This window comes from Pseudomonas aestiva (assembly GCF_039908605.1).
GTDB classification, from domain to species: Bacteria; Pseudomonadota; Gammaproteobacteria; order Pseudomonadales; family Pseudomonadaceae; genus Chryseomonas; species Chryseomonas aestiva.
The window spans coordinates 4155004-4175357 of record NZ_CP150916.1 but is presented as its reverse complement, the minus strand read 5'-3'; the positions used below and the strand labels follow the sequence as shown (position 1 = coordinate 4175357).

Annotated in this window: 13 protein-coding genes; 7 read left to right on the top strand and 6 right to left on the bottom strand. The window is 66.2% G+C overall.

Features of this window, described 5'->3' with window-relative positions; genetic code table 11:
• Window positions 1–221: 221 nt before the first annotated feature.
• From AABM56_RS19355 to AABM56_RS19345, 3 genes are all read right to left on the bottom strand, one after another.
• Window positions 222–1847: a hypothetical protein gene (locus AABM56_RS19355; protein ID WP_347883649.1), complete on the bottom strand. Its 1626-nt coding sequence runs from the start codon at window positions 1845–1847 to the stop codon at window positions 222–224.
• Between the two features lie 1004 nt (window positions 1848–2851).
• Window positions 2852–3658 carry a histidinol-phosphatase gene (gene hisN, locus AABM56_RS19350; RefSeq protein ID WP_133861421.1) on the bottom strand — a complete coding sequence of 269 codons (807 nt, stop codon included), beginning with the start codon at window positions 3656–3658 and terminating at the stop codon, window positions 2852–2854.
• Between the two features lie 2 nt (window positions 3659–3660).
• The gene (locus AABM56_RS19345) at window positions 3661–4611 is read right to left on the bottom strand and encodes an adenosine deaminase (protein ID WP_347883648.1); all 951 of its coding nucleotides are present in this window, start codon (window positions 4609–4611) and stop codon (window positions 3661–3663) included.
• Between the two features lie 228 nt (window positions 4612–4839).
• Here AABM56_RS19345 and AABM56_RS19340 point away from each other — a divergent pair, with 228 nt between their 5' ends.
• The 3 genes from AABM56_RS19340 (at window position 4840) to AABM56_RS19330 (ending at window position 7725) form a co-directional block, all read left to right on the top strand.
• A complete protein-coding gene (locus AABM56_RS19340) occupies window positions 4840–5940 on the top strand; it encodes an acyltransferase (RefSeq protein WP_252977204.1) in 1101 nt (366 codons plus the stop codon).
• Window positions 5941–6045: 105 nt separating this feature from the next.
• The gene (locus AABM56_RS19335; RefSeq protein ID WP_017638648.1) at window positions 6046–7152 is read left to right on the top strand and encodes a calcium:proton antiporter; all 1107 of its coding nucleotides are present in this window, start codon (window positions 6046–6048) and stop codon (window positions 7150–7152) included.
• 9 nt (window positions 7153–7161) lie between these two features.
• Window positions 7162–7725, top strand: coding sequence for a DedA family protein (locus tag AABM56_RS19330; RefSeq protein ID WP_133861417.1), 564 nt, complete (start codon window positions 7162–7164; stop codon window positions 7723–7725).
• A gap of 1048 nt (window positions 7726–8773) precedes the next feature.
• Here AABM56_RS19330 and AABM56_RS19325 read toward each other — a convergent pair.
• Window positions 8774–9793 carry a branched-chain amino acid aminotransferase gene (locus AABM56_RS19325; RefSeq protein ID WP_133861416.1) on the bottom strand — a complete coding sequence of 340 codons (1020 nt, stop codon included), beginning with the start codon at window positions 9791–9793 and terminating at the stop codon, window positions 8774–8776.
• Between the two features lie 386 nt (window positions 9794–10179).
• Here AABM56_RS19325 and AABM56_RS19320 point away from each other — a divergent pair, with 386 nt between their 5' ends.
• Complete coding sequence (locus tag AABM56_RS19320; protein WP_178083908.1) at window positions 10180–10671, top strand: hypothetical protein; 492 nt, start codon at window positions 10180–10182, stop codon at window positions 10669–10671.
• On the opposite strand, the gene AABM56_RS19315 is transcribed toward AABM56_RS19320, so the two are convergent.
• Window positions 10668–11711 carry a zinc-dependent alcohol dehydrogenase family protein gene (locus tag AABM56_RS19315; protein WP_347883647.1) on the bottom strand — a complete coding sequence of 348 codons (1044 nt, stop codon included), beginning with the start codon at window positions 11709–11711 and terminating at the stop codon, window positions 10668–10670. The genes AABM56_RS19320 and AABM56_RS19315 overlap by 4 nt on opposite strands.
• 94 nt (window positions 11712–11805) lie before the next feature.
• Window positions 11806–12498, bottom strand: coding sequence for a 3'-5' exonuclease (locus AABM56_RS19310; RefSeq protein WP_347883646.1), 693 nt, complete (start codon window positions 12496–12498; stop codon window positions 11806–11808).
• A 209-nt stretch (window positions 12499–12707) separates the two neighbouring features.
• Here AABM56_RS19310 and AABM56_RS19305 point away from each other — a divergent pair, with 209 nt between their 5' ends.
• From AABM56_RS19305 to AABM56_RS19295, 3 genes are all read left to right on the top strand, one after another.
• Window positions 12708–15041, top strand: a complete 2334-nt coding sequence (locus AABM56_RS19305; RefSeq protein ID WP_347883645.1) for a DNA polymerase II — start codon at window positions 12708–12710, stop codon at window positions 15039–15041.
• Window positions 15041–15829: a nucleotidyltransferase domain-containing protein gene (locus tag AABM56_RS19300; RefSeq protein WP_347883644.1), complete on the top strand. Its 789-nt coding sequence runs from the start codon at window positions 15041–15043 to the stop codon at window positions 15827–15829. The genes AABM56_RS19305 and AABM56_RS19300 overlap by 1 nt, the downstream gene beginning before the upstream one ends.
• 404 nt (window positions 15830–16233) lie before the next feature.
• On the top strand, window positions 16234–20349 hold the full coding sequence (locus AABM56_RS19295; RefSeq protein WP_263259622.1) for a CheR family methyltransferase: 4116 nt from the start codon (window positions 16234–16236) through the stop codon (window positions 20347–20349).
• The last annotated feature ends 5 nt before the right edge of the window (window positions 20350–20354 follow it).

Below are 20354 nucleotides of genomic sequence, written 5' to 3'. Positions count from 1 at the left end.
CCAGGGCCAGGTCCCGCGTGTTGGGCTTCGACGGTGGAGCCGTCTCAACCCCACCTACGTGGGGATGGGTTCTTGTAGGTTGGCGCTGAGCGCAGCGAAGCCCAACGGTGCCCAGGGCCAGGTCCCGTGTGTTGGGCTTCGACGGTGGAGCCGTCTCAACCCAACCTACAGGGGGATTGGGTTCTTGTAGGTTGGCGCTGAGTGCAGCGCAGCCCGACGCCTCAGGGCACTCTCGACAACACCGTGAAGGCGCGGAAGCGCTCCTTGAGATTGCCGGGGCGGGCGCCCTGCCAGAGCAACTGCCAGCCCGGCGGTACCGTCACGGCTTCGTGCCACTCGTCCTGCACCACCAGTACCCGGCAGGGCACCTGGTGCAGACTGCTCAGCGCCTGGGGGGGATAGCCGCTGTAGACGTGCAGCATGGAGCGCTCCGATTCGCCCAGGCCGTAGCTGGCCACGCAGTCCGTCCGGGGCAGCACCCGCTGCAGCGCGGTGAAGGGCCGCGCATAGCTGTTGCCCAGGTCGACCCAGGGTAGCCAGAGGCTGTTGGCCAGGGTCCAGCTGACCGTCAGGCCGACGAACCAGGCGCTGGCGGCTGCCAGCTGTGCACGCAGCGCCAGGGTGACGCCCCAGCCGACCAGGGCCAGCAGCGCGACCGCCCAGGCCAGGCGACTCGGCGCCAGGCGTTCCGTGATCGGCAAGTGCTCGCGGATCAGCTGCGGCCAGGGCAGGGCCCAGCCCAGGGCCAGGCCGATACCGCCCAGGGCCAGCAGGACGATGAGCGGCGTCCAGAGTGCCAGGCTGGCATCACGGCCGAGGCGAGCGATGACCGGCGGTGGCTGCAATCGCGCCGCCAGCAGCGCCAGGGCCGGAAACAGCGGCAGCAGATAGAGGCTGCGGAACACCGCCGACTTGAGCAGCACCGCCAGGCAGACGATCGCATAGAGCACCACCGTGGCCAGTCCCGGATGCCGGCCCAGCCGCTTCAGCGGGCTGCCGCCACGGCGATACAGCTGCCAGAGCGTGGCGCCGAGCAAAATAAGCCCGGTGGGGAAGGACAGCGCCAGCAGATCCTCCAGGCTGGAAGCCAGACCATCGGTATCGCTGTTGCGCGCCTCCAGGCCGAAGAAGCGGCCGATATTGTTGGTCCACAGCCAGGTATGGAACAGCTCCGGCGCCCGGTGCCAGAGCAGCGCCGGCCAGAGCAGCAACCAGGGCAGGGCGGCCAGGCTGGCGGCGAGCAGCCAGTGACGTCCTTCCGGCTCGACCAGCCGCCGGGGCCAGCAGAGCGCGCAGAGCAGCCCGGTGAGGCCCAGCACCCCGGGCACCAGCAGGCCCTTGCTCATGAAGGCGATGCCCAGGCCGCTGCCGCACAGCAGACCCTGGCGCCAGGGGTGGCGATTATCGTGCAGCTGGGCGGCAAGACCGGCGAGGCCCAGGGTGGCGCCGGCCAGCTGGGGCACGTCGGCGATCAGCAGATGACTGTGCTGCACCACCCCGAGCATGCCCAGCAGGGCGAGCACGGCCTCGCGCCGGCGACCTGGCAGCAGCCGCTGGGTCAGCCAGGCGAGCGCGGCCAGGGTTACCAGCATCCAGCCCAGCACCGCCAGTCGCGCGCCGTCGGGGACGCTCAGCCAGGGCGCGGACAACCGCGCGGTCAGGGCGCCGGTCCAGTACATCAGCGGCGGCTTTTCCATGAAGGGCGCGGTCCCGACCCGGGGAATCAGCCAGTCCGGGGTGGTGAGGAAATTCCACAGCATGCCGAAGGAATAGGGCTCGTCGGCCTTCCACAGACCACGGCCGAACAGACCGGCGAGCAGGTAGGCGGCCAGGCAGCCGAGCAGCAAGGCCCGCTCCAGCGGTGCGGCTCTTGGAGAGGCAGGGGGCGAAGAAGGGCGCACGGCAGGGACTCTTGGTGGAATCCTGCCGGTATACGGGAGTTGGCTTAGAGGGGGCTTAAGGGGTTGGCGGGGGGCTATCGCGGCCATGGGCCGCTCCTACAGGCTTGAGTTGGGCCTGTAGGAGCGGCCCATGGCCGCGATTGCTGGTATTGGTGCCAGGGCTGGTTATCGGGCGCTTTGAAGGTTTTTGTTTCGCCCACTCGGGCGAGTCACTTTTTGCAGTCGCCAAAAAAGTAACCAAAAACGCTTGCCCCGGACATCCGGCCCTCCGCTGCGCTCCGGGTGACTCGCGTTGCTCGCCCTTCGGGCCAGCCTGCGGCTGTTACTCCGCTACGCTACGTTTCGCTCACACCAGCGCCGTTCCGGGGTCGGCCTACACGGGCCGTCCATGGCCCGTTAGGCCTCTCGCCGCATCCATGCGGCTCGACCCACTCCACGACACTGGCGTTCGCCCTCCTGAACGGGGCGATTCGCCAGTCTGAAAGTGTTGGTTGAAGAGCCACAAATAGCTGACGGCGCAGTCTTGTCCACGATGCCAGTGGCGCACATCAGTGGAAAACGCTGTGCGGTTTTCCACGCTACAAACCTGTGAACACCCAAGCCTCAGGCTGGCGCCCCGCCCCGTCAGTGAGGCCGAGTGTAGGTGTCGTGGAAGGGGATGCGAGGCAGGATGCCGAGCAAGGCGCGAGAGGCAGGAAGCCCCTTCGTGCCGTGCCCCTGGATCGGCGCCGGAACGAGGGGACCCGCAGCGCAGCGGAGGGCCGAAACGTGGGGCAAGTGTTTTTGGTTACTTTTGTCCGGGGCGCGCAGCCGCGATTGGCAAAAGTGAGTCGCCCGGGTGGGCGAAAAAAAACCATCCGAGCACTCGATAACCAGCTAAGGCACCTAATGCCCCAAACCGTTGGGCTTCGCTCCGCTCAACCCAACCTACGGAGCCGCCTACCGCGGCATCAGGCCAGATGCTTCAACCGTTCCACCAACAGCCCATGCAACCCCGGATCCCCACAGGCCAGGATGGCCCCGCCCTGCTGGGCGTCACCGCCATCCCAGGCGGTCATGCGGCCGCCGGCGCCTTCGATGATGGGGATCAGCGCCTGGACGTCGTAGGGCTGCAGGCCCGCTTCGATGATGACGTCGACGAAACCCGAGGCGAGCATGCAGTAGGCGTAGCAGTCGCCGCCGAAGCGGGCCAGCTGCACCTCGGCGGCCACGGCGTCGAAGGCGGCCAGGCGCTCGGGGGTGTCGAAGATGTCGCGGCTGGTGCACATCAGCCGGGCCTGGGCCAGGTTGGCGCAGGCGCGAGTGCGCAGGGCCGCGCCGTTGCGCCAGGCGCCGGCGGGGGTGCCCAGGTAGCGCTCGCCGGTGAAGGGCTGGTTCATCACCCCGATCACCGGACGGTTGCCGTCGTTGAGCGCCACCAGGGTGCCCCACAGCGGCAGGCCGGTGATGAAGGCGCGGGTGCCGTCGATGGGGTCGAGTACCCAGCTCAGGGGGCTGCCGCCGGCGACGTTCTCTTCTTCCTCACCGAGGATGCCGTGATCCGGATGCTCGGCCTGGATGAGTTCACGCATGGCCCGTTCGGCGGCCTTGTCGGCGATGGTCACCGGGTCGTAGCGGCGACCGGCGATGGCCGCGTCGCCCTTGTCGTCCACCGCCAGCTGGGCGCGGAAGTAGGGCTGGATGGCCACGGCGGCGGCGTCGGCCAGGCGCTCGGCGAAGCGTTCGTAGTAGGAAATCTCGGCAGCGGTCAGGCTCATGCTCATTTCACCAGGCGGGCGTCGAGGCTGTTCTGCGCCAGGCGCCGGGCCTGCTCCTGGGTCATGCCCAGGCCTTCGTGCAGGGCCATGAAGTTCTCGGTGACGTAGCCGCCGAAGTAGGCCGGGTCGTCCGAGTTGACGGTGACCTTGAGGCCGCGGTCGAGCATCTTGAGGATGGTGTGCTGGCTAATGTCGTCGAACACGCAGAGCTTGGTGTTGGACAGCGGGCAGACGGTGAGCGGGATCTGCTGGTCGACCAGGCGGGCCATCAGGCGCTCGTCCTCGAAGGCGCGCACGCCGTGGTCGATCCGCACCACGCCGAGCTGGTCGAGGGCTTCCCAGATGTACTCCGGCGGACCTTCCTCGCCGGCGTGGGCCACGGCCGGAAAGCCTTCGGCACGGGCACGGGCGAAGACACGCTTGAACTTGCTCGGCGGATGGCCCTTTTCCGAGCTGTCCAGGCCGACGGCGACGAAGTGGTCGCGGAACGGCAGTGCCTGGTCCAGGGTGGCCTGGGCGGCATCTTCGGAGAGGTGGCGCAGAAAGCTCAGGATCAGCCCGCTGGTCACGCCCAGCTGCCGCTCGCCGTCGCTCAGCGCCTGGGTGATGCCGCGCACCACCACCTCGAAGGGAACGCCGCGATCGGTGTGGGTCTGGGGATCGAAGAAGGGCTCGGTGTGGATGACGTTCTGCTCCTTGCACTTGAGCAGATAAGCCCAGGTCAGGTCGTAGAAGTCCTGCTCGGTGCGCAGCACGTCGGCACCGGCGTAGTAGAGGTCGAGGAATTCCTGCAGGTTGCCGAAGTTGTAGGCGGCGCGCAGGGCTTCGACATCGCCCCAGGGCAGGGCGACGCCATGGCGCTCGGCCAGCTTGAACAGCAGTTCGGGCTCCAGGGTGCCTTCCAGGTGCAGGTGCAGTTCGGCCTTGGGCAGGGCGTTGAGCCAGTCGTACATGGGAGCCTCGGGATAGCTTGAATCGGAAAAAGATGGACGATTGTCGCACGCTTTGCCGGGTTTTCCGCAGGCATCCGGGTTCCCGCTGACCGATGTACGGTGGCTTCGTCGGTTAGAAATTCCCAGCATTCCACGCTTTGGGCCAGCAAAAGGCCATAACACCTGCATTAGGTCTGGATCTGACTACAATCGGGACGCATGGCTCCAAACACCAGGCGTGAGGTATCCGTGCAGACCGTTCAGGATTACGTTGGCGGCAAGAACAACAATCTCAATCTGATTCGCATGATCGCGGCGCTCGCCGTGGTCTTCAGCCACAGTTTCGCCATCTCCAGTGGCACCGCCACGGCGGAACCCGGGCGCGAGAGCCTGGGCATGACCCTCGGCGACATCGCGGTCGACATCTTCTTCATCACCAGCGGTTTCCTGGTCACCAAGAGTCTGCTCAGCCGCGCCGACATCATCGACTTCGTCTGGGGCCGTGCCCTGCGCGTGGTGCCAGGCTTGCTGGTGATGCTGATGCTGACGGTGCTCGGCCTCGGCGCCTGGCTGACCCGGGCACCGCTGCAGGATTATCTGAGCGATCCCCAGACCTGGTTCTATCTGCTGAAGAACACCGGGTTGATCGCCGGTGCCGAATTCGACCTGCCCGGGCTGTTCGAGGGCAATCCGCTACAGACCATCGTCAACGGCTCGCTGTGGACGCTGCCTTTCGAGGTAGGCATGTACGGTGCCCTGGCGCTGCTGTGGCTGGCCGTGCTCTGGCTGCGCCTGGACAGCCGGCACTTCCAGCGCGCCATCCTGCTGTTCGCCGCCGGTGCCGTGCTGTTCAAGCTGTTCGCCTATTACTTCTTCGCCAGCGAATCGCATCTGCTGCGGCTGTTCCAGATGTTCTTTCTGGGGGGCGCCTTCTATGTGCTGCGCGGCTACATTCCGCTGTCGCGCGCGCTGTTCGCTGCCGCTGTGGCACTGCTGGCGGTGGCCACCCCCGACCGTGACAGCTTCTTCCTGGTCTACAACCTGACGCTGGGCTACGTGCTGCTCTACCTCGCCTTCGTTCCGGGCGGGCGCATCCGCGCCTTCAACGAGGTGGGCGACTATTCCTACGGGCTCTACATCTATTCCTTCCCGGTGCAGCAGACCCTGGCGGCGGTGATCCCCGGCATCGAGGCCTGGACCATGGTGCTGCTCTCGATCGGCATCACCCTGCCGTTGGCGGTGGTCTCCTGGTTCCTGGTGGAGCGCCATGCCCTGGGCTATCGCCAGGCCTGCGCCTCGGGCACCAAGGCGGTGTGGAAGCGCCTGGCGCCGCGCCCCCGGGTGGGCTGAGAGGCGGCGCGCGGGCGATCGGGGCAGGGCTGTATCGCGGTGCGAGCGTTTTGCCGTCTATGGCGGTCGTAACAAGGCATTGCTCAACCAAGGACGCCCCTTTCCATGCTTGCCGCCCTCAAAGACGAAACCCTGCTGCTGGTCGCCATCGGCGCCACGGTGCTGGCCTATGTGTTCGAACACGCCCTGCTCGGCGGTGGCCAGACCCTGGCGCTGATCGCGGCTGGCGGTCTGATCGCCGCCATCATCTGCGCGGCCATGCGCGTGGCTCACCACGCCGAGCTGCTGGCGGAAAAGGTCGGCGATCCCTATGGCACCATGATCCTGACGCTCTCCGCCGTGCTGGTGGAGGTGATCATCCTGGCGATCATGATGAGCCACGACCACTCGCCGACCCTGGCCCGCGACACCATCTATGCCGCGGTGATGCTGGACATGAACGGCATCATCGGCCTGGCCGCCTTGCTCGGTGGCCTCAAGCATGGCGAACAGCCCTACAACGACGATTCCAGCCGCAGCTACGGGGTGATGATCATCACCGCGGTGAGCATCTCCATGCTGGTGCCGGAATTCATCCCTTCGGCCCAGTGGCACGTCTATTCCTTCTTCACCATCGGCGCCATGGCGCTGCTCTATACCCTGTTCCTGCGCATGCAGACCGGCCCGCACAGCTATTTCTTCAGCTACAACTACCCGGACAAGAAGCGCAAGCGTCCGGCGGTCGAGGGCGAAGCCGCCACCGCTGGCCATGGCGAAAGCAGCGCCACCCTGTCCATCGCCATGCTGATCGTCGGCATCGTCGCCACCGGGGCCCTGGCCGAAGTGATGTCCAAGTCGCTGGATACCGGCCTGGAAGGCCTGGCGGTGCCGGCGCTGGTCCCCGCGCTGGTGGTGGCGGTGATCTCCGCCAGCCCCGAGATCCTCACCGCGCTGCGCGCGGCCATGGCCAATCGCATGCAGTCGGTGATCAACATCGCCCTGGGCGCCAGCCTGTCCACGGTGATCCTCACCGTGCCGGTGGTGGAAGCCATCGCCCTGTACAATGGCCAGCCGATCCAGATGGCCATGACCCCGGTGCAGACGGTGATGATGGCCGTGACCCTGATCGTCGCCGCCATCAACCTCAACGACGGCGAGACCAACGCCATCGAGGGCATGACCCACTTCGTGCTATTCGGCACCTTCATCATGCTGACCATTCTCGGTCTCTAGGGACGCACCATGATCGACAGCGAGGTCATCAGCAACTACGGTTACGGCGCCGCCGTCCTAGGCGCCCTGATCGAGGGCGATGGCGTGGCCATCCTGGCCGGCATTGCCGCCCGCCACGGCTACCTGCTGTATCCGCTCACGGCCGTCTGTGTGGCCCTGGGCGGCTTCATCGGTGACCAGACGCTGTTCTTTCTCGGGCGGCGCTATGGCGACCGCATCCTGGGGCGCTTCAAGCGTCAGCAGGCGCGCATCGACTGGCTGCGCAGCCGCATCCATCGCCACGAGGCGCTGTGGATCATCGGTATCCGTTTCGCCTACGGCTTCCGCCTGATCGGCCCGCTGCTGATCGGCGCCAGCGGCGTACGCCCGCGGCGCTTCCTGTTCTTCAACATCATCGGCGCGCTGCTCTGGGGCTTTTTCATGACCGGCATCGGTTATGCGGTAGGCGAGATCCTGCGGGACTTCTTCGCCGAGCATCATGTGTCGAAGCGGTGGTTCTTTGCGGCGGCGATCTGCGTGGCGGTGCTGTTCATCGGCGCCCGCGCCATCCTGCGGCGGCGGGAGAGGGTGTAGGGTAGGGCGGCGTAGGTTGGGTTGGGCGCAAGCGAAGCCCAACGTTGCGGACTTGGATCTTGGATGCTTCGGCTAGTTGTTGAGTTTCGCTTGTAGCCCCTGTTTCGCCTAGCCGGCGACTTACTTTTCTTTGCTTGTGCAAAGAAAAGTAAGCAAAAGAAAGCACACCCCACGCTTCGGCCCTGCGCTGCGCTCCGGGTCCCCTCGCTCCGGCGCCGCTCCGGGGGCACGGCACGAAGGGGCCTCCTGCCCCTCGCGCCTTGCTCGGCGTCCTGCCTCGCAACCCCCTCCGCAACGCCTGCACTCGGCCTCACTGACGGGGACGGGGCGCAAGCCTGAAGCTTGGGCGTTCACAAGATCTGTAACGTGTAAAACCGCAGAGCGTTTTCCACTGGCAGCCTTTAACTGCCGAACCAACTGTCTTTATCGCGGCCATGGGCCGCTCCTACAGTAGCCGGATATCCCGTAGGAGCGGCCCATGGCCGCGATTCCAGTAGAGTCAAGGCGTAGCGTGGAAAACCGCGCAGCGTTTTCCACTGATGTGCTTGACCGCGAAAAGTGGACAAGGCTTCGCCGTTGTCCACGCTACAGGTCCTTCCACCAATACTTTCAGGCTGGCGAATCGCCCCGTTCAGCAGGGTGAACGCCAGTGTCGTGGAGTGGGTCGAGCCGCATGGATGCGGCGAGAGGCCTAACGGGCCATGGACGGCCCGTGTAGGCCGACCCCGGAACGGCGCTGGCGTGAGCGGACCCGGAGCGAAGCGTAGGGCCGGATGGTCGGGGCAAGCGTTTTTGCTTACTTTTTTCGCGATTGAAAAAAGTGAGTCGCCCGGGTGGGCGAAACAAGAGCCACGAACAGATCGCGATAAATAGCTAGGGCACCTATAATCCTAACCGCAATCCGTTGGACTTCGCTTGCGCTCAGCGCCAACCTACGCCGTGCCTTTGGTGTTGGGCTTCGCTTGCGCTCAACCCAACCTACCGCCAACCCCTTCTCCAACGAAAAAGGCGCCCTGAGGCGCCTTTTTCGAACCAAACCAACCCCAGGTCAGACCTTGACGATCCAACCCTCCGGGGCCGGCTTGTCGCCGGTCTGGATGCCGGTCAGTTCTTCGTACAGCTTGCGCGTCACCGGGCCGACGTCGGTCAGGCTGTGGAAGACGTGCAGCTTCTCGCCGTACTGGATGCCGCCGATGGGGGTGATGACCGCCGCCGTGCCGCAGGCGCCGGCTTCGACGAACTGGTCGAGCTGGTCGATATGGACATCGCCCTCGACCACTTCCAGGTTCAGCCGCTCGCGCGCCAGGTCCATCAGCGACATGCGGGTCACGCCCGGCAGCACCGATTCGGAGCGCGGGGTGACGAACTTGCCGTCGCCGGTGATGGCGAAGAAGTTGGCCGAACCGACTTCCTCTATCTTGCTGTGGGTCAGGGGGTCCAGGTAGATGCAGTCGGCGAAGCCTTCGGCCTTGGCCTGGGCGCCGGGCATCAGGCTGGCGGCGTAGTTGCCGCCGACCTTGGCGGCGCCGGTGCCCTGGGGCGCGGCGCGGTCGTAGCCGGAGATCACGAAGTTGTGCGGGGTCATGCCGCCCTTGAAGTAGGCACCGACCGGGATGCCGAACACCACGAAGTGGAACTCGGGGGCGGTACGCACGCCGATGTTGTCACCCACGCCGATGACGAAGGGACGCAGGTAGAAGGCGCCGCCGGTACCGTGGGGCGGAATCCAGGCCTCGTTGGCCTTGACCACCTGCTGGCAGGCGTCGATGAACATCTCGGTGGGGACCGGCGGCATCAGCAGGCGGGCGCAGCTCCTGTGCATGCGCGCGGCGTTGCGATCGGGACGGAACAGGTTGATGGAGCCGTCCTGGCAGCGATAGGCCTTGAGGCCTTCGAAGCACTGCTGGCCGTAGTGGATGGCCGTGGAGCCTTCGCTGATGTGCAGCTGGTTGTCGCGAGTCAGCTCGCCGGGTCCCCAGCTGCCGTTGCGATAGGTGGCGATATAGCGGAAGTCGGTCTTGATGTAGTCGAAACCGAGGGTCTTCCAATCGATGTCCGCAGCGCTCATAGATCCTCGCAGTGCTCTCCGGCGGCTTGGCCGGTCGTTTCGTGGTCGGGCCGTACGCCTCGCCGGCGACGGTTCAAGGGGGTGGACGAGGCAGGCTCGTCGCTAGGTTCTGTATGAAAAGTCGCCGAGCGAAGGTCAGGCAAGACAAAAATCGGCGAGGAAGCGGAGTTTACGAGGGGTAAATGAGCATTCCGAGCTGATTTTTTACGCAGCATCACCGAGCGCAGGCACTTTTCGTACAGAGCCTAGACTGTGAAAGATACCGCTTATCCGGACCGCTGGGGGCACCTTTCAGCCAATCGGGTCTCCAAAGTCTGAAGCTGGCCCTTTGCCGCCTCGGCCTGCTGCCTCAGGCTGGAGGGTGGGGTCATCACCAGGAGCTCGTTTTGAAAACAATGATGGCGTTGCTGGGTGCCTTGACCCTGCCAACGCTCACGGCGCAGGCCGCCGGTATCTTCACCGATGGATTCGACGCGGCGCTCAATCGCCGGGTCATCGAATGGCGGGGCGCGCCCTCGCCGGAAGGCATCGTCTTCAGCGTGATCGCCAGTCAGTTCAAGACCAGTGCCGGCAACGCCACCACCGATTTCCGCACCCAGCTCTCCACCTTCGGCGACAAGGTGCGCTTCAATGGCTGCAGCGCCAGTCGCTGGGAGATGAACGGCCAGATCTACCTGCCGCTCAAGGGCCAGTACCGCATGGCCGGGCTGGACGAGCGCTACGGTGAATATTTCGTCGCCCAACCCACCCGCCAGGATCTGGAGTGGGTGGCCATGAACACCCGCGTTCACTATCGTCTCTGCCGCCTGCGCGAAACCTTGACCGCCGAGGACCTGCAGGGCCTGCGCTGGGTGTTGCAGGCGGCGGAGGCGGATTAGTCGAAGCGGGTGATGACGGTCACCCCAGTGCCTGCGAAGGTGTCCATGTGCATCAGCGCTGCGCTGGATTCGGCCAGGCTGATCTCGCGGCCGATCAGTTTCTCCGGCGCCAGGGTGCCCTGGCGCAGCATGGCCATCAGCACGTCGTAGCGATGGGCCTGCATGCCGTGGCTGCCAAGGATCTCCAGTTCCCGGGCGATCACCAGGTTCATCGGCAGCGCCGGGGTCGCCTGGTCACCCAGCAGCAGCCCGACCTGGATGTGCTTGCCGCGCTTGCGCAGGCAGGCGATGGAATTGCAGCAGGTGGTGGGATGCCCCAGGGCGTCGAGGGAGACGTGCGCACCGCCGCCGGTGAGTTCCTGCACCGCCTCGGGGACGCTGGCCACCTGGGTGGCATCGATCGTCGCCACCGCACCGAGACGACGCGCCAGGGCCAGCTTGTCGGCGGTGATGTCGATGGCCACTACCTGGGCGCCCAGGGCGCGGGCGATCATGATCGCCGAGAGGCCGACGCCGCCGCAGCCGTGGACCGCCACCCACTGGCCGGCGCTGACCCGGCCCTGATCGACCACCGCGCGAAAGGCCGTCACGAAGCGACAGCCGAGGCTGGCCGCCGTGGCGAAGTCCAGCTGCTCGGGCAAGGCGACCAGATTGAGATCGGCTTGGTGGATGCCGACGTACTGGGCGAAGGACCCCCAGTGGGTGAAGCCGGGCTGGAATTGGTGATCGCAGACCTGCTGGTGGCCGGCATGGCACTGCGGACAGGCGCCGCAGCCCCCGACGAAGGGCACCGTCACCCGGTCGCCGATACGCCAGAGGGTCACGTCCCTGCCCACCGCCTCGACCACCCCGGCCAGTTCGTGGCCTGGCACATGGGGCAGCTCGATGTCGCTGTCATGGCCGACCCAGCCGTGCCAGTCGCTGCGGCAGACGCCAGTGGCCATGACCTTGAGTACGACGCCGTGGGGCTCGGGGGTGGGGTCCGCGACCGTGGTCAGGCGGGGTGGCGCGGAAAAGGCTTCATAGACGACGGCTTTCATGGCGGGGCCTTGGGCTGGATGACGCCTCCAGTATGGCAAGCCGCGCGAATTTAGCCGGTCTGCTTGCCGGTGTTGCCGGCGGACTGCCGCCCGGCTAGCCCGCCAGGGCCTGCAGCCCGCTCCAGGTAGCCGGTGCGTCCTCGCCCAGCGCCTGCACCAGAGCGGCCTTGAGTCGGCAATCGGGCAGGGCGCGATGGGTTTCCTGCACGGCGATGCCTTGCTGGCGGGCAGCCATGGCCAGGGACTTGCGGCGCCAGCCGTCCTGGCTGCGGCTGTCCAGACTCGGCTCCTGCCAGAAGTGCGCATAGAGCTGCATCAGGCAGCGCAGACGGGTGCCATCCACCAGTTGTACCGGCGGCGTCTCGCGCTCCAGTTCCGGCGGCAGGGCCTGACCGTGGCGGCGGGCATTGTGGGCCAGCAGGCGATAGTCGAAGGCCATGCCATAGGCTAGCACGGTGCGGCCCTGCAGCAGGGGCCAGAGGGTGGCGAACACCTCGGGAAAGCGTGGCGCCTGGGCCAGGTGGGCATCGGTCAGACCGTGGATCAGGGTCGCCTCGCGCGGTACGGCGATGCTCGGGCGGACCAGGGTATCGAGCAGCACCCGACCGCTGAGGGTCATGACCGCCACCTCGATCAGCTGGGCATCTTCGCCCAGCCCGGTCGCCTCGGTATCCAGCACCAGGACGTCCTGCTCCAGCCAGCGACGCGCCTGCTCGCGCACCCGTGCTTGCTGGGCGTTGTAGCGGGGTGAGACAGCGCTGGAGAAAGACGACGACAACGGATTCATACACGGCCTGACAGCTATAACCAAGGGTGCGCCCAGAAGCCGACAAGTCGGCTCTACGACGGGTGTGGGCATTCGATGCAAGATCATCGCCACAGGACACAGGCCGTTCGGCGGGGGCGACGAGCGGACCATCTGGCACGTCGAGGTCGCCGGTATCGGCTGGCCTTGCGAGAATGGACCCTTCATCCATGTCGAGGAGTGCCATTGCTTTGGCCGCCGTCCAGGGTTTCTTGCTGACACGCCTCTGGCGCGAGACTTCCACCGGGATGGAGCTGGTGTTCTGGTTCGCCACCGACAACGGTCCGCACCAGCTGCGAGTGCCGGGGCAGCAGGCGGTGGCCTTCGCCCCGGCCGCGCGACGGGCGGACATCGAGCGCCTGCTGCCGGCCGGGGTGGAGATCCGCGAGCTGGCGCTGCAGGACTTCCAGCGGCGCCCCGTCCTGGGGCTCTATGCGCCGCGCTATCGCACCCTGCGCGAACTGGAGCAGCGCCTCCCCGCCGCCGGCATCGAGGTCTACGAGACGGACATCGCCCCGGCGGATCGCTTTCTCATGGAACGCTTCATCACCGCGCCGGTGACGCTGCCCACCACCGACGGCGCGCCCTTGCGGCCGGATCCCGACTATCGCCCCACGCTGCGCACCCTGTCGCTGGACATCGAGACCAGCGAGCGCGGCGAGCTCTACAGCATCGGCCTGCACGGCTGCGGCCAGCGTCAGGTGTACATGCTCGGCCCCCCCACTGGCGAAGACGCCGCGGTGGACTTCGACCTGGAATACGTCGCCGACCGCGCCACTCTGCTCGAACGCCTCAACGCCTGGATGGCGCGCCATGATCCTGACGTCATCATCGGCTGGAGCGTGCTGCAGTTCGACATCCGCGTGCTTCACGAGCACGCGCGCAAACTGGATGTGCCGCTGCACCTGGGCCGGGGCGCCGCCGAGGACGATCGCTACGAACCCGGCGGCCAGGGCCGGCCCTTCCACGCCCTGCTGGCCGGACGGCCGATCATCGACGGGGTGGAGGCGCTCAAGTCGGCGACCTGGGTGTTTCCCTCCTACAGCCTGGAAAACGTCAGCCGCAGCCTGCTGGGCGAGGGCAAGGCCATCGACAATCCCCACGACCGCATGGCCTCGATCAACCGCATGTTCGCCGGCGAGAAGAGCGCCCTGGCGCGCTACAACCTCGTGGATTGCGAACTGGTCACGCGGATCTTCGCCAAGACCGGGCTGCTGCGTTTCCTGCTGGAGCGCGCCAGTGTCACCGGCCTGCCGCTGGAGCGCCATGGCGCCTCCATCGCCGCCTTCTACCACCTTTATCTGCCGCTGATGCACCGCCAGGGTTTCGTCGCGCCTAATCTCGGCGCCCAGCCGCCCGAGGCCAGCCCTGGGGGGTTCGTCATGGATTCCCGGCCCGGACTCTACGACTCGGTGCTGGTGCTGGACTACAAGAGCCTCTATCCCTCGTTGATCCGCACCTTTCTCATCGATCCGGTGGGCCTGGTGGAGGGCCTGGCGCTGCCCGAGGACGAGACGGTACCGGGCTTTCGCGGCGCGCGCTTCCATCGCACCCGGCACTGCCTGCCGGAGATGGTGGCGCGGGTCTGGGAGGGGCGCGACGCCGCCAAGCGCGCCGGCAACGCACCCCTGGCCCAGGCGCTGAAGATCATCATGAACAGCTTCTATGGCGTGCTGGGCACCCCTCACTGCCGTTTCTTCGATCACCGCCTGGCCTCGTCCATCACCCTGCGCGGCCACGCGGTGATGCACCAGACCCGCGAGCTGATCGAGGCGCGCGGTCATCGGGTGATCTATGGCGACACCGACTCCACCTTCGTCTGGCTCGGGGCTGCCCATGCCGAAGCCGAGGCCGAGCGCATCGGTCGCGACCTGGTGGCGGCGGTCAATGCCCACTGGCGCGCGCAGCTGCAGACCGAGCTGGGACTGGAAAGCCACCTGGAGCTGCAGTACGAGACCCACTTCAGCCGCTTTCTCATGCCCACCATCCGCGGCGCGGAGGAGGGCAGCAAGAAAAGATACGCCGGGCTGCGACCGGGTGCCGAGGGTCAGCCGGAACTGGTGTTCAAGGGCCTGGAGACGGTGCGCAGCGACTGGTCGCCGTTGGCCCAGCGCTTCCAGCGCGAGCTGTATCTGCGCATCTTCACCGGCGAGCCCCACGAGGACTATGTGCGTGACTTCGTCGCCCAGACCCGCGCCGGCGACTTCGACGACCTGCTGGTCTATCGCAAGCGCCTGCGCCGGCCGCTGGAGGAGTACCAGAGCAACCTCTCGCCGCAGGTCCGCGCGGCGCGGCTGCTGGAGGCGGAAAACGCCCGCCTGGGACGCCGCAGCCGCTTTCGCCGCGGCGGCTGGATCAGCTACCTGATCACCACCTCGGGCGCCGAACCGGTCGAACTGCCCCATGCGCCGCCGGACTACGATCACTATGTGCAGCGCCAGCTGGCGCCGGTGGCCGACGCCATCCTGCCCTTCGTCGGCGACCGCTTCGATCGGTTGCTGGATCAGCAGTTGGGGTTGTTCTGATGCGCAGGGCAAAAAGCGGATTGGATGCGGCGGGTTTTATCCGCCAGGTGCCGGAAGTGCCCTTCCAGACCGAGTACCAGGCGGTGCTAGCCGCCGTGCGCAGCCAGTTGCCATCCTTGCTGGGCACGCATCTAGTCGCGCTCTATGTCTATGGCAGCGTGGCCGAGGGTCGCGCGCGGTTGGGGCAGTCGGATCTGGACCTCACGCTGATCCTGAGCGATGCCTGCCCGGGCACCCAGGTGATCCAGCTGGAACAACTGCGGCGCGCGCTGGAGCTTGGCCACCCCGAAGTCAGCAAGATCGATTTCGACCTGGGGCGCCGGGCCGAGGCCCTGGCCTCTGCCAACCGCCTCAGTTGGGGGTTCTGGCTCAGGCATCATTGCCGCTGGCTATGGGGCGAGGATCTGGCGCGGCGTTTTACCCCGTTCAAGCCAGAGGCTGCCGTCGCTCGGGCAGTGAACGGCGCGGTGGTGCCTGTGCTGCAGGGGTATCTGCACACCCTCGCCGTAGGCAAGCTGCCTGACGAGCGTCTGCGCCTACAACGGGAGGCGGCGCGACGGCTACTGCGCGCGCTTCTGGTGCTGCGTCGGACCGACGAGATCGACTGGCCCTGGACGTTGGAAGAGCATCGGGCACGTGCGGTGCGGCTGCATCCCGAGCAAGGGGCGGCGCTCGAGTTCTTCTACACCGAAGCCCTGCGGCCTCAGGCGGGCGCCGCCGAATTCAACCAGCGGCTGGCCGCCTTCCTTGTCTGGTTCGCCCAGCAACCGGGAATACCGGAATCCTAGCGCCAGCTTTCCTTATGCTCTCAACTCTCCTCCCCACGTGGGAGAGGGGGCGAGTCCCGCGCAGGATCTATCGTGGCCAAGGGCCGCTCCTACCGTTAGGTCGGAGCCTGCAGGAGCGGCCACATCGGCGGACCGCCATGGCCTGCGATAAGCGCGTATCCAGAGTGACGACGCATCCGACACGCGGCTCCGTTCGCACTCGCATACCGCCCCTCGGTCCCATGGACGTGGGGGAAACATCGGCTGCTTCCCCTAACGGCAGGCTGATACCCGCCCTTGTGGCGAGCGCTCGTTATACTCGCGCCGACGGCGGGGCTTTCGTGCCGGAATGGACCTTCTGTCCTAGGCGGGCCCGGTGCGGTCGCGGCCGCACCCTTTACTACGGATTTTCAGACGGCGGATAGATGAGCGACCAGGCGGATGTGGCCCGACCCAACAACTCCAGGAACCTGACCCCCAGCGACCTGCCGTTTCCGGTGGTGGGGATTGGGGCCTCTGCCGGGGGTATCCAGGCGCTGCTGCATTTCTTCGAAGCCCTGCCGGCCGATTGCGGCATGGCCTTCGTGGTGGTGATGCACCTGTCGCGGGAGCACCAGAGTCATCTCGACGAGATCCTGCAGCGAGTGACCCGCTTGCCGGTGCAGCAGGTCACCCAGCCGGTGCCCATCCAGGCCGAGCACGTCTATGTGATCCCGCCCGGCTCCGATCTGACCATGAACGACGGTTACCTGCGACTGGCTCCGGCGGAGCGCCCCCAGGGCGATCATGTCGCCGTGGACCTGTTCTTTCGCGCCCTGGCCGACGTGCACAAGACCCATGCCGTCGCCATCGTCCTGTCGGGTAATGGTGCCGATGGCTCGGTGGGCCTGGGGCGTATCAAGGAGCAGGGCGGGGTGACCCTCGCCCAGGCGCCGGAAGATGCCGAATTCGATTCCATGCCCAAGAGCGCCATCACCGCCGGCGTGGTGGACTTCGTCCTGCCGGTGGTGGAGATGCCGCAAAAGCTGCTGGAGCTGGCCGCCACCCTCAGTACCCTGAGCCAGGGCGAGTTGCACCAGCTCGATCTCGAAGCCCGGATTCCAGGTCCGTCGAGCAAGGCCATGCAACTGGCGCTGCGCGACATCCTCACCCTGCTGCGCACCCGTACCGGGCACAATTTCAAGCAATACAAGACCGCCACGGTATTGCGCCGGGTGGAGCGGCGCATGCAGGTGAACGCCATCGCCGACATGCCGGCCTATGCCGGTTTTCTCCATGATCATCCGGAAGAGACACCGGCGCTGCTCAAGGACATGCTCATCGGCGTGACCAATTTCTTCCGCGACCGCGAGGCCTTCGAGGCCCTGGAACGCGACGTCATTCCGGAATTATTCGAGCACCTGCCGGCCGGGGAGGATCAGGAGCTGCGGGTGTGGAGCGCCGCCTGCTCCAGCGGTGAGGAGGCCTATTCGCTGGCCATGCTGCTGACCGAGCAGGCCGAGTTGCGCCAGTCGGACGCGCGCCTGCAGGTCTTTGCCACCGATCTCGACGAGCACGCCCTGGCGATGGCGCGCTATGGCGTCTATCCCGGTTCCATCGTCACCGACGTCGCCCCCGCCCGGCTGCGCCAGCACCTGCTCAGGGAGCAGAATCAGTACCGGGTGAAAAAGGAGCTGCGCGAGAAGGTGCTGTTCGCCCAGCACAACCTGCTCAGCGATCCGCCGTTTTCCCGGCTCGATCTCATCAGCTGCCGCAATCTGCTGATCTATCTGGATCGCGAGGTGCAGGCCGAGATCCTGCACACCTTCCATTTCGCCCTCAAGCCGGGTGGCTACCTGTTTCTCGGCAGTTCCGAGTCGGCCGATGTGCAGAGCAGCCTGTTCGCCACGGTCGACAAGAAGAACCGCATCTATCGGGCCAAGCACACGACCAGCGTGGTGCGTCCCACGCCGCTGCTCAATCTCAATCCGGGTGTGCACAGCGTGCGCCTGCCACCGCACCAGGTCGGTCGGCGCAACAAGGTGTCCTTTGCCGAGGTGCATCAGCGGGTGCTGGAGCAATATGCCCCGCCAAGCATCATCGTCGATCGCGAATCCAACATCGTGCACCTCTCCGAGCGGGCCGGGCGCTTCCTGAGGTACGTCGGCGGCGAGCCCAGCTACAGCCTGCCGGCGCTGGTGCTGGAGGAGTTGCGCCTGGAGCTGCGTACCGCCCTGTTTCAGGCGCTGCAGAGCAACAAGAGCGTCGAGGCGCGACGCGTGCATATCCAGCGCGACGACCGCAGCTACTACATCAACATGGTGGTACGGCCGTTCCGCGACAGCGACACCAACACCGACTACCTGCTGGTGCTCTTCGATGAAGTCGAAGATGTCATGAGCGCCGATTCCGTCAGCGATCACGTCGAAGCCAAGGACAGCGTCCTCACCCAGCTGGAAGCCGAGTTGCAGCGCACCAAGGAGCAGCTGCAGCTGACCATCGAGCAGTCCGAGACCTCCACCGAGGAGCTCAAGGCCTCCAACGAAGAGCTGCAGGCGATCAACGAGGAATTGCGCTCGGCCACCGAGGAGCTGGAGACCAGCAAGGAAGAGTTGCAGTCGATCAACGAAGAGCTGATCACCGTCAACTACGAGCTCAAGTCCAAGATCGAGGAAACCGGCAAGATCAACGACGATCTGCAGAACCTCATCACCTCCACCGACATCGCCACGGTGTTCGTCGACCGGGGCATGCGCATCAAGCGATTCACGCCGCGCGCCGCCAGCATCTTCAACATCATCGTCAGCGATACCGGCCGCTCGCTGCTCGACATCACCCATCGCCTGGACTATCCGGAGCTGGCCACCGATGCCAATCAGGTCTTCGAGTCCCTCGGCCAGATCGAGCGGGAGGTTCGCAGCCACGATGACCGCTGGTACCTGGCCCGGTTGCTGCCCTACCGTACCGCGGAGGACCGCATCGAAGGTGCGGTGCTGACCTTCATCGACATCACCGAGCGGCGCAAGGCCCAGGATCGTGCCCGCGATGGCGAGGAAAACATGCGCCTCATGGCGCAGAACATCCATGACTATGCCATCGTCACCCTGGATGCCGGCGGCATCATCAACAGCTGGAACGGGGGCGCCACCCGGCTGTTCGGCTATAGCGAACGCGAGGCGCTGGGGCAGCCCATGGGCCTGATCTTCACGCCGGAAGACCTGGCCGCCCAGGTTCCGGAAGCGGAGCTGCGCCAGGCCGACGAGCAGGGCGCCGCTCAGGATGAACGCTGGCTCAGGCGCAAGGATGGCAGCCGCCTCTATTGCACCGGGGTACTCAGTCGCATGAGCAATGCCTCGGGCGGTCGCGGCTATGCCAAGATCGCCCGGGACGCCACCGCCGATCACGTCCGTGCCAGCGAGAATGCCAATCAGCAGGCACAGCAGCGCGCCCTGGTGCAGCTCAAGGACGAGTTCTTCGCGGTGATGTCCCACGAACTCAAGCACCCGCTCAATCTCATCCAGCTCAACAGCGAGCTGCTGACCCGTTCGCCGGTGCTGCGCGACGTGCCCCTGGCGCGGCGTGCCACCGAGGCCATCCAGCGCGCCGTGCGCAGCCAGGCGCAGATCATCGACGACCTGCTCGACCTGTCGCGTATCCGTACCGGCAAGCTCAAGCTGGAGCGCCAGAGCCTGGATCTGGTGCAGCAGCTGCGCGAGATCGTCGAGGTGATCCGGCCGCTGGCGGGTGAGGTCGAGGTCAGCAGCCTGCAGCTACTGAAAGCGCCGCTGTTTGTGCAGGCGGACGCGACCCGTGTCGGCCAGATCGTCTGGAATCTGCTCAACAATGCCGTCAAGTTCACCCCGGCCGGTGGGCGGGTGGAGATCGCCCTGGGGATCGAAGGCGTTGAAGCCCGGCTGGACGTCACCGATACCGGCCAGGGTATAGAGCCGGACTTCCTGCCGCGGGTGTTCGAGATGTTCGGCCAGGCGGAAATGAAGTACACCGCCCGCGCCCAGCACGGCCTTGGGATCGGCCTGGCACTGGTCAAACAACTGGTGGAAGCCCACGGCGGGCGCATCGAAGCCCATTCCGCCGGACTCGACCAGGGCGCGCGCTTCAGCGTCTGGCTGCCCCTGTGCGAGGACGAGCGGCGGCTTGCGCCGGAGGCGCGCGCGGATGACCAATCCATCGCCGGATTGCGGGTCCTGCTGGTGGACGACTCTCCCGACATCGTCGAGACCCTGCAGCTGCTGCTGGAGGAGGAGGGCGTGCGAGTCACTACCGCCACCGATTCCCGGCAGGGCCTGCTGCTGGCCCAGACGCAGGATTTCGACATCATCCTTTCCGACATCGGCATGCCGGAGATGGACGGCCACGAATTCCTGCGCCAGGTGCGGGCGGGCGATCGCAACGTCGGCACCCCGGCGGTGGCGCTGTCCGGCTATGGCACCCGGCTGGACGTCGACAAGGCGCGGGCGGCGGGCTTCAACCGGCATCTGAACAAGCCGGTCAGCTTCGAGGCGCTGATCGCCGTGCTGCACGCATTGCAGGTCTCCAGCTAAGACGG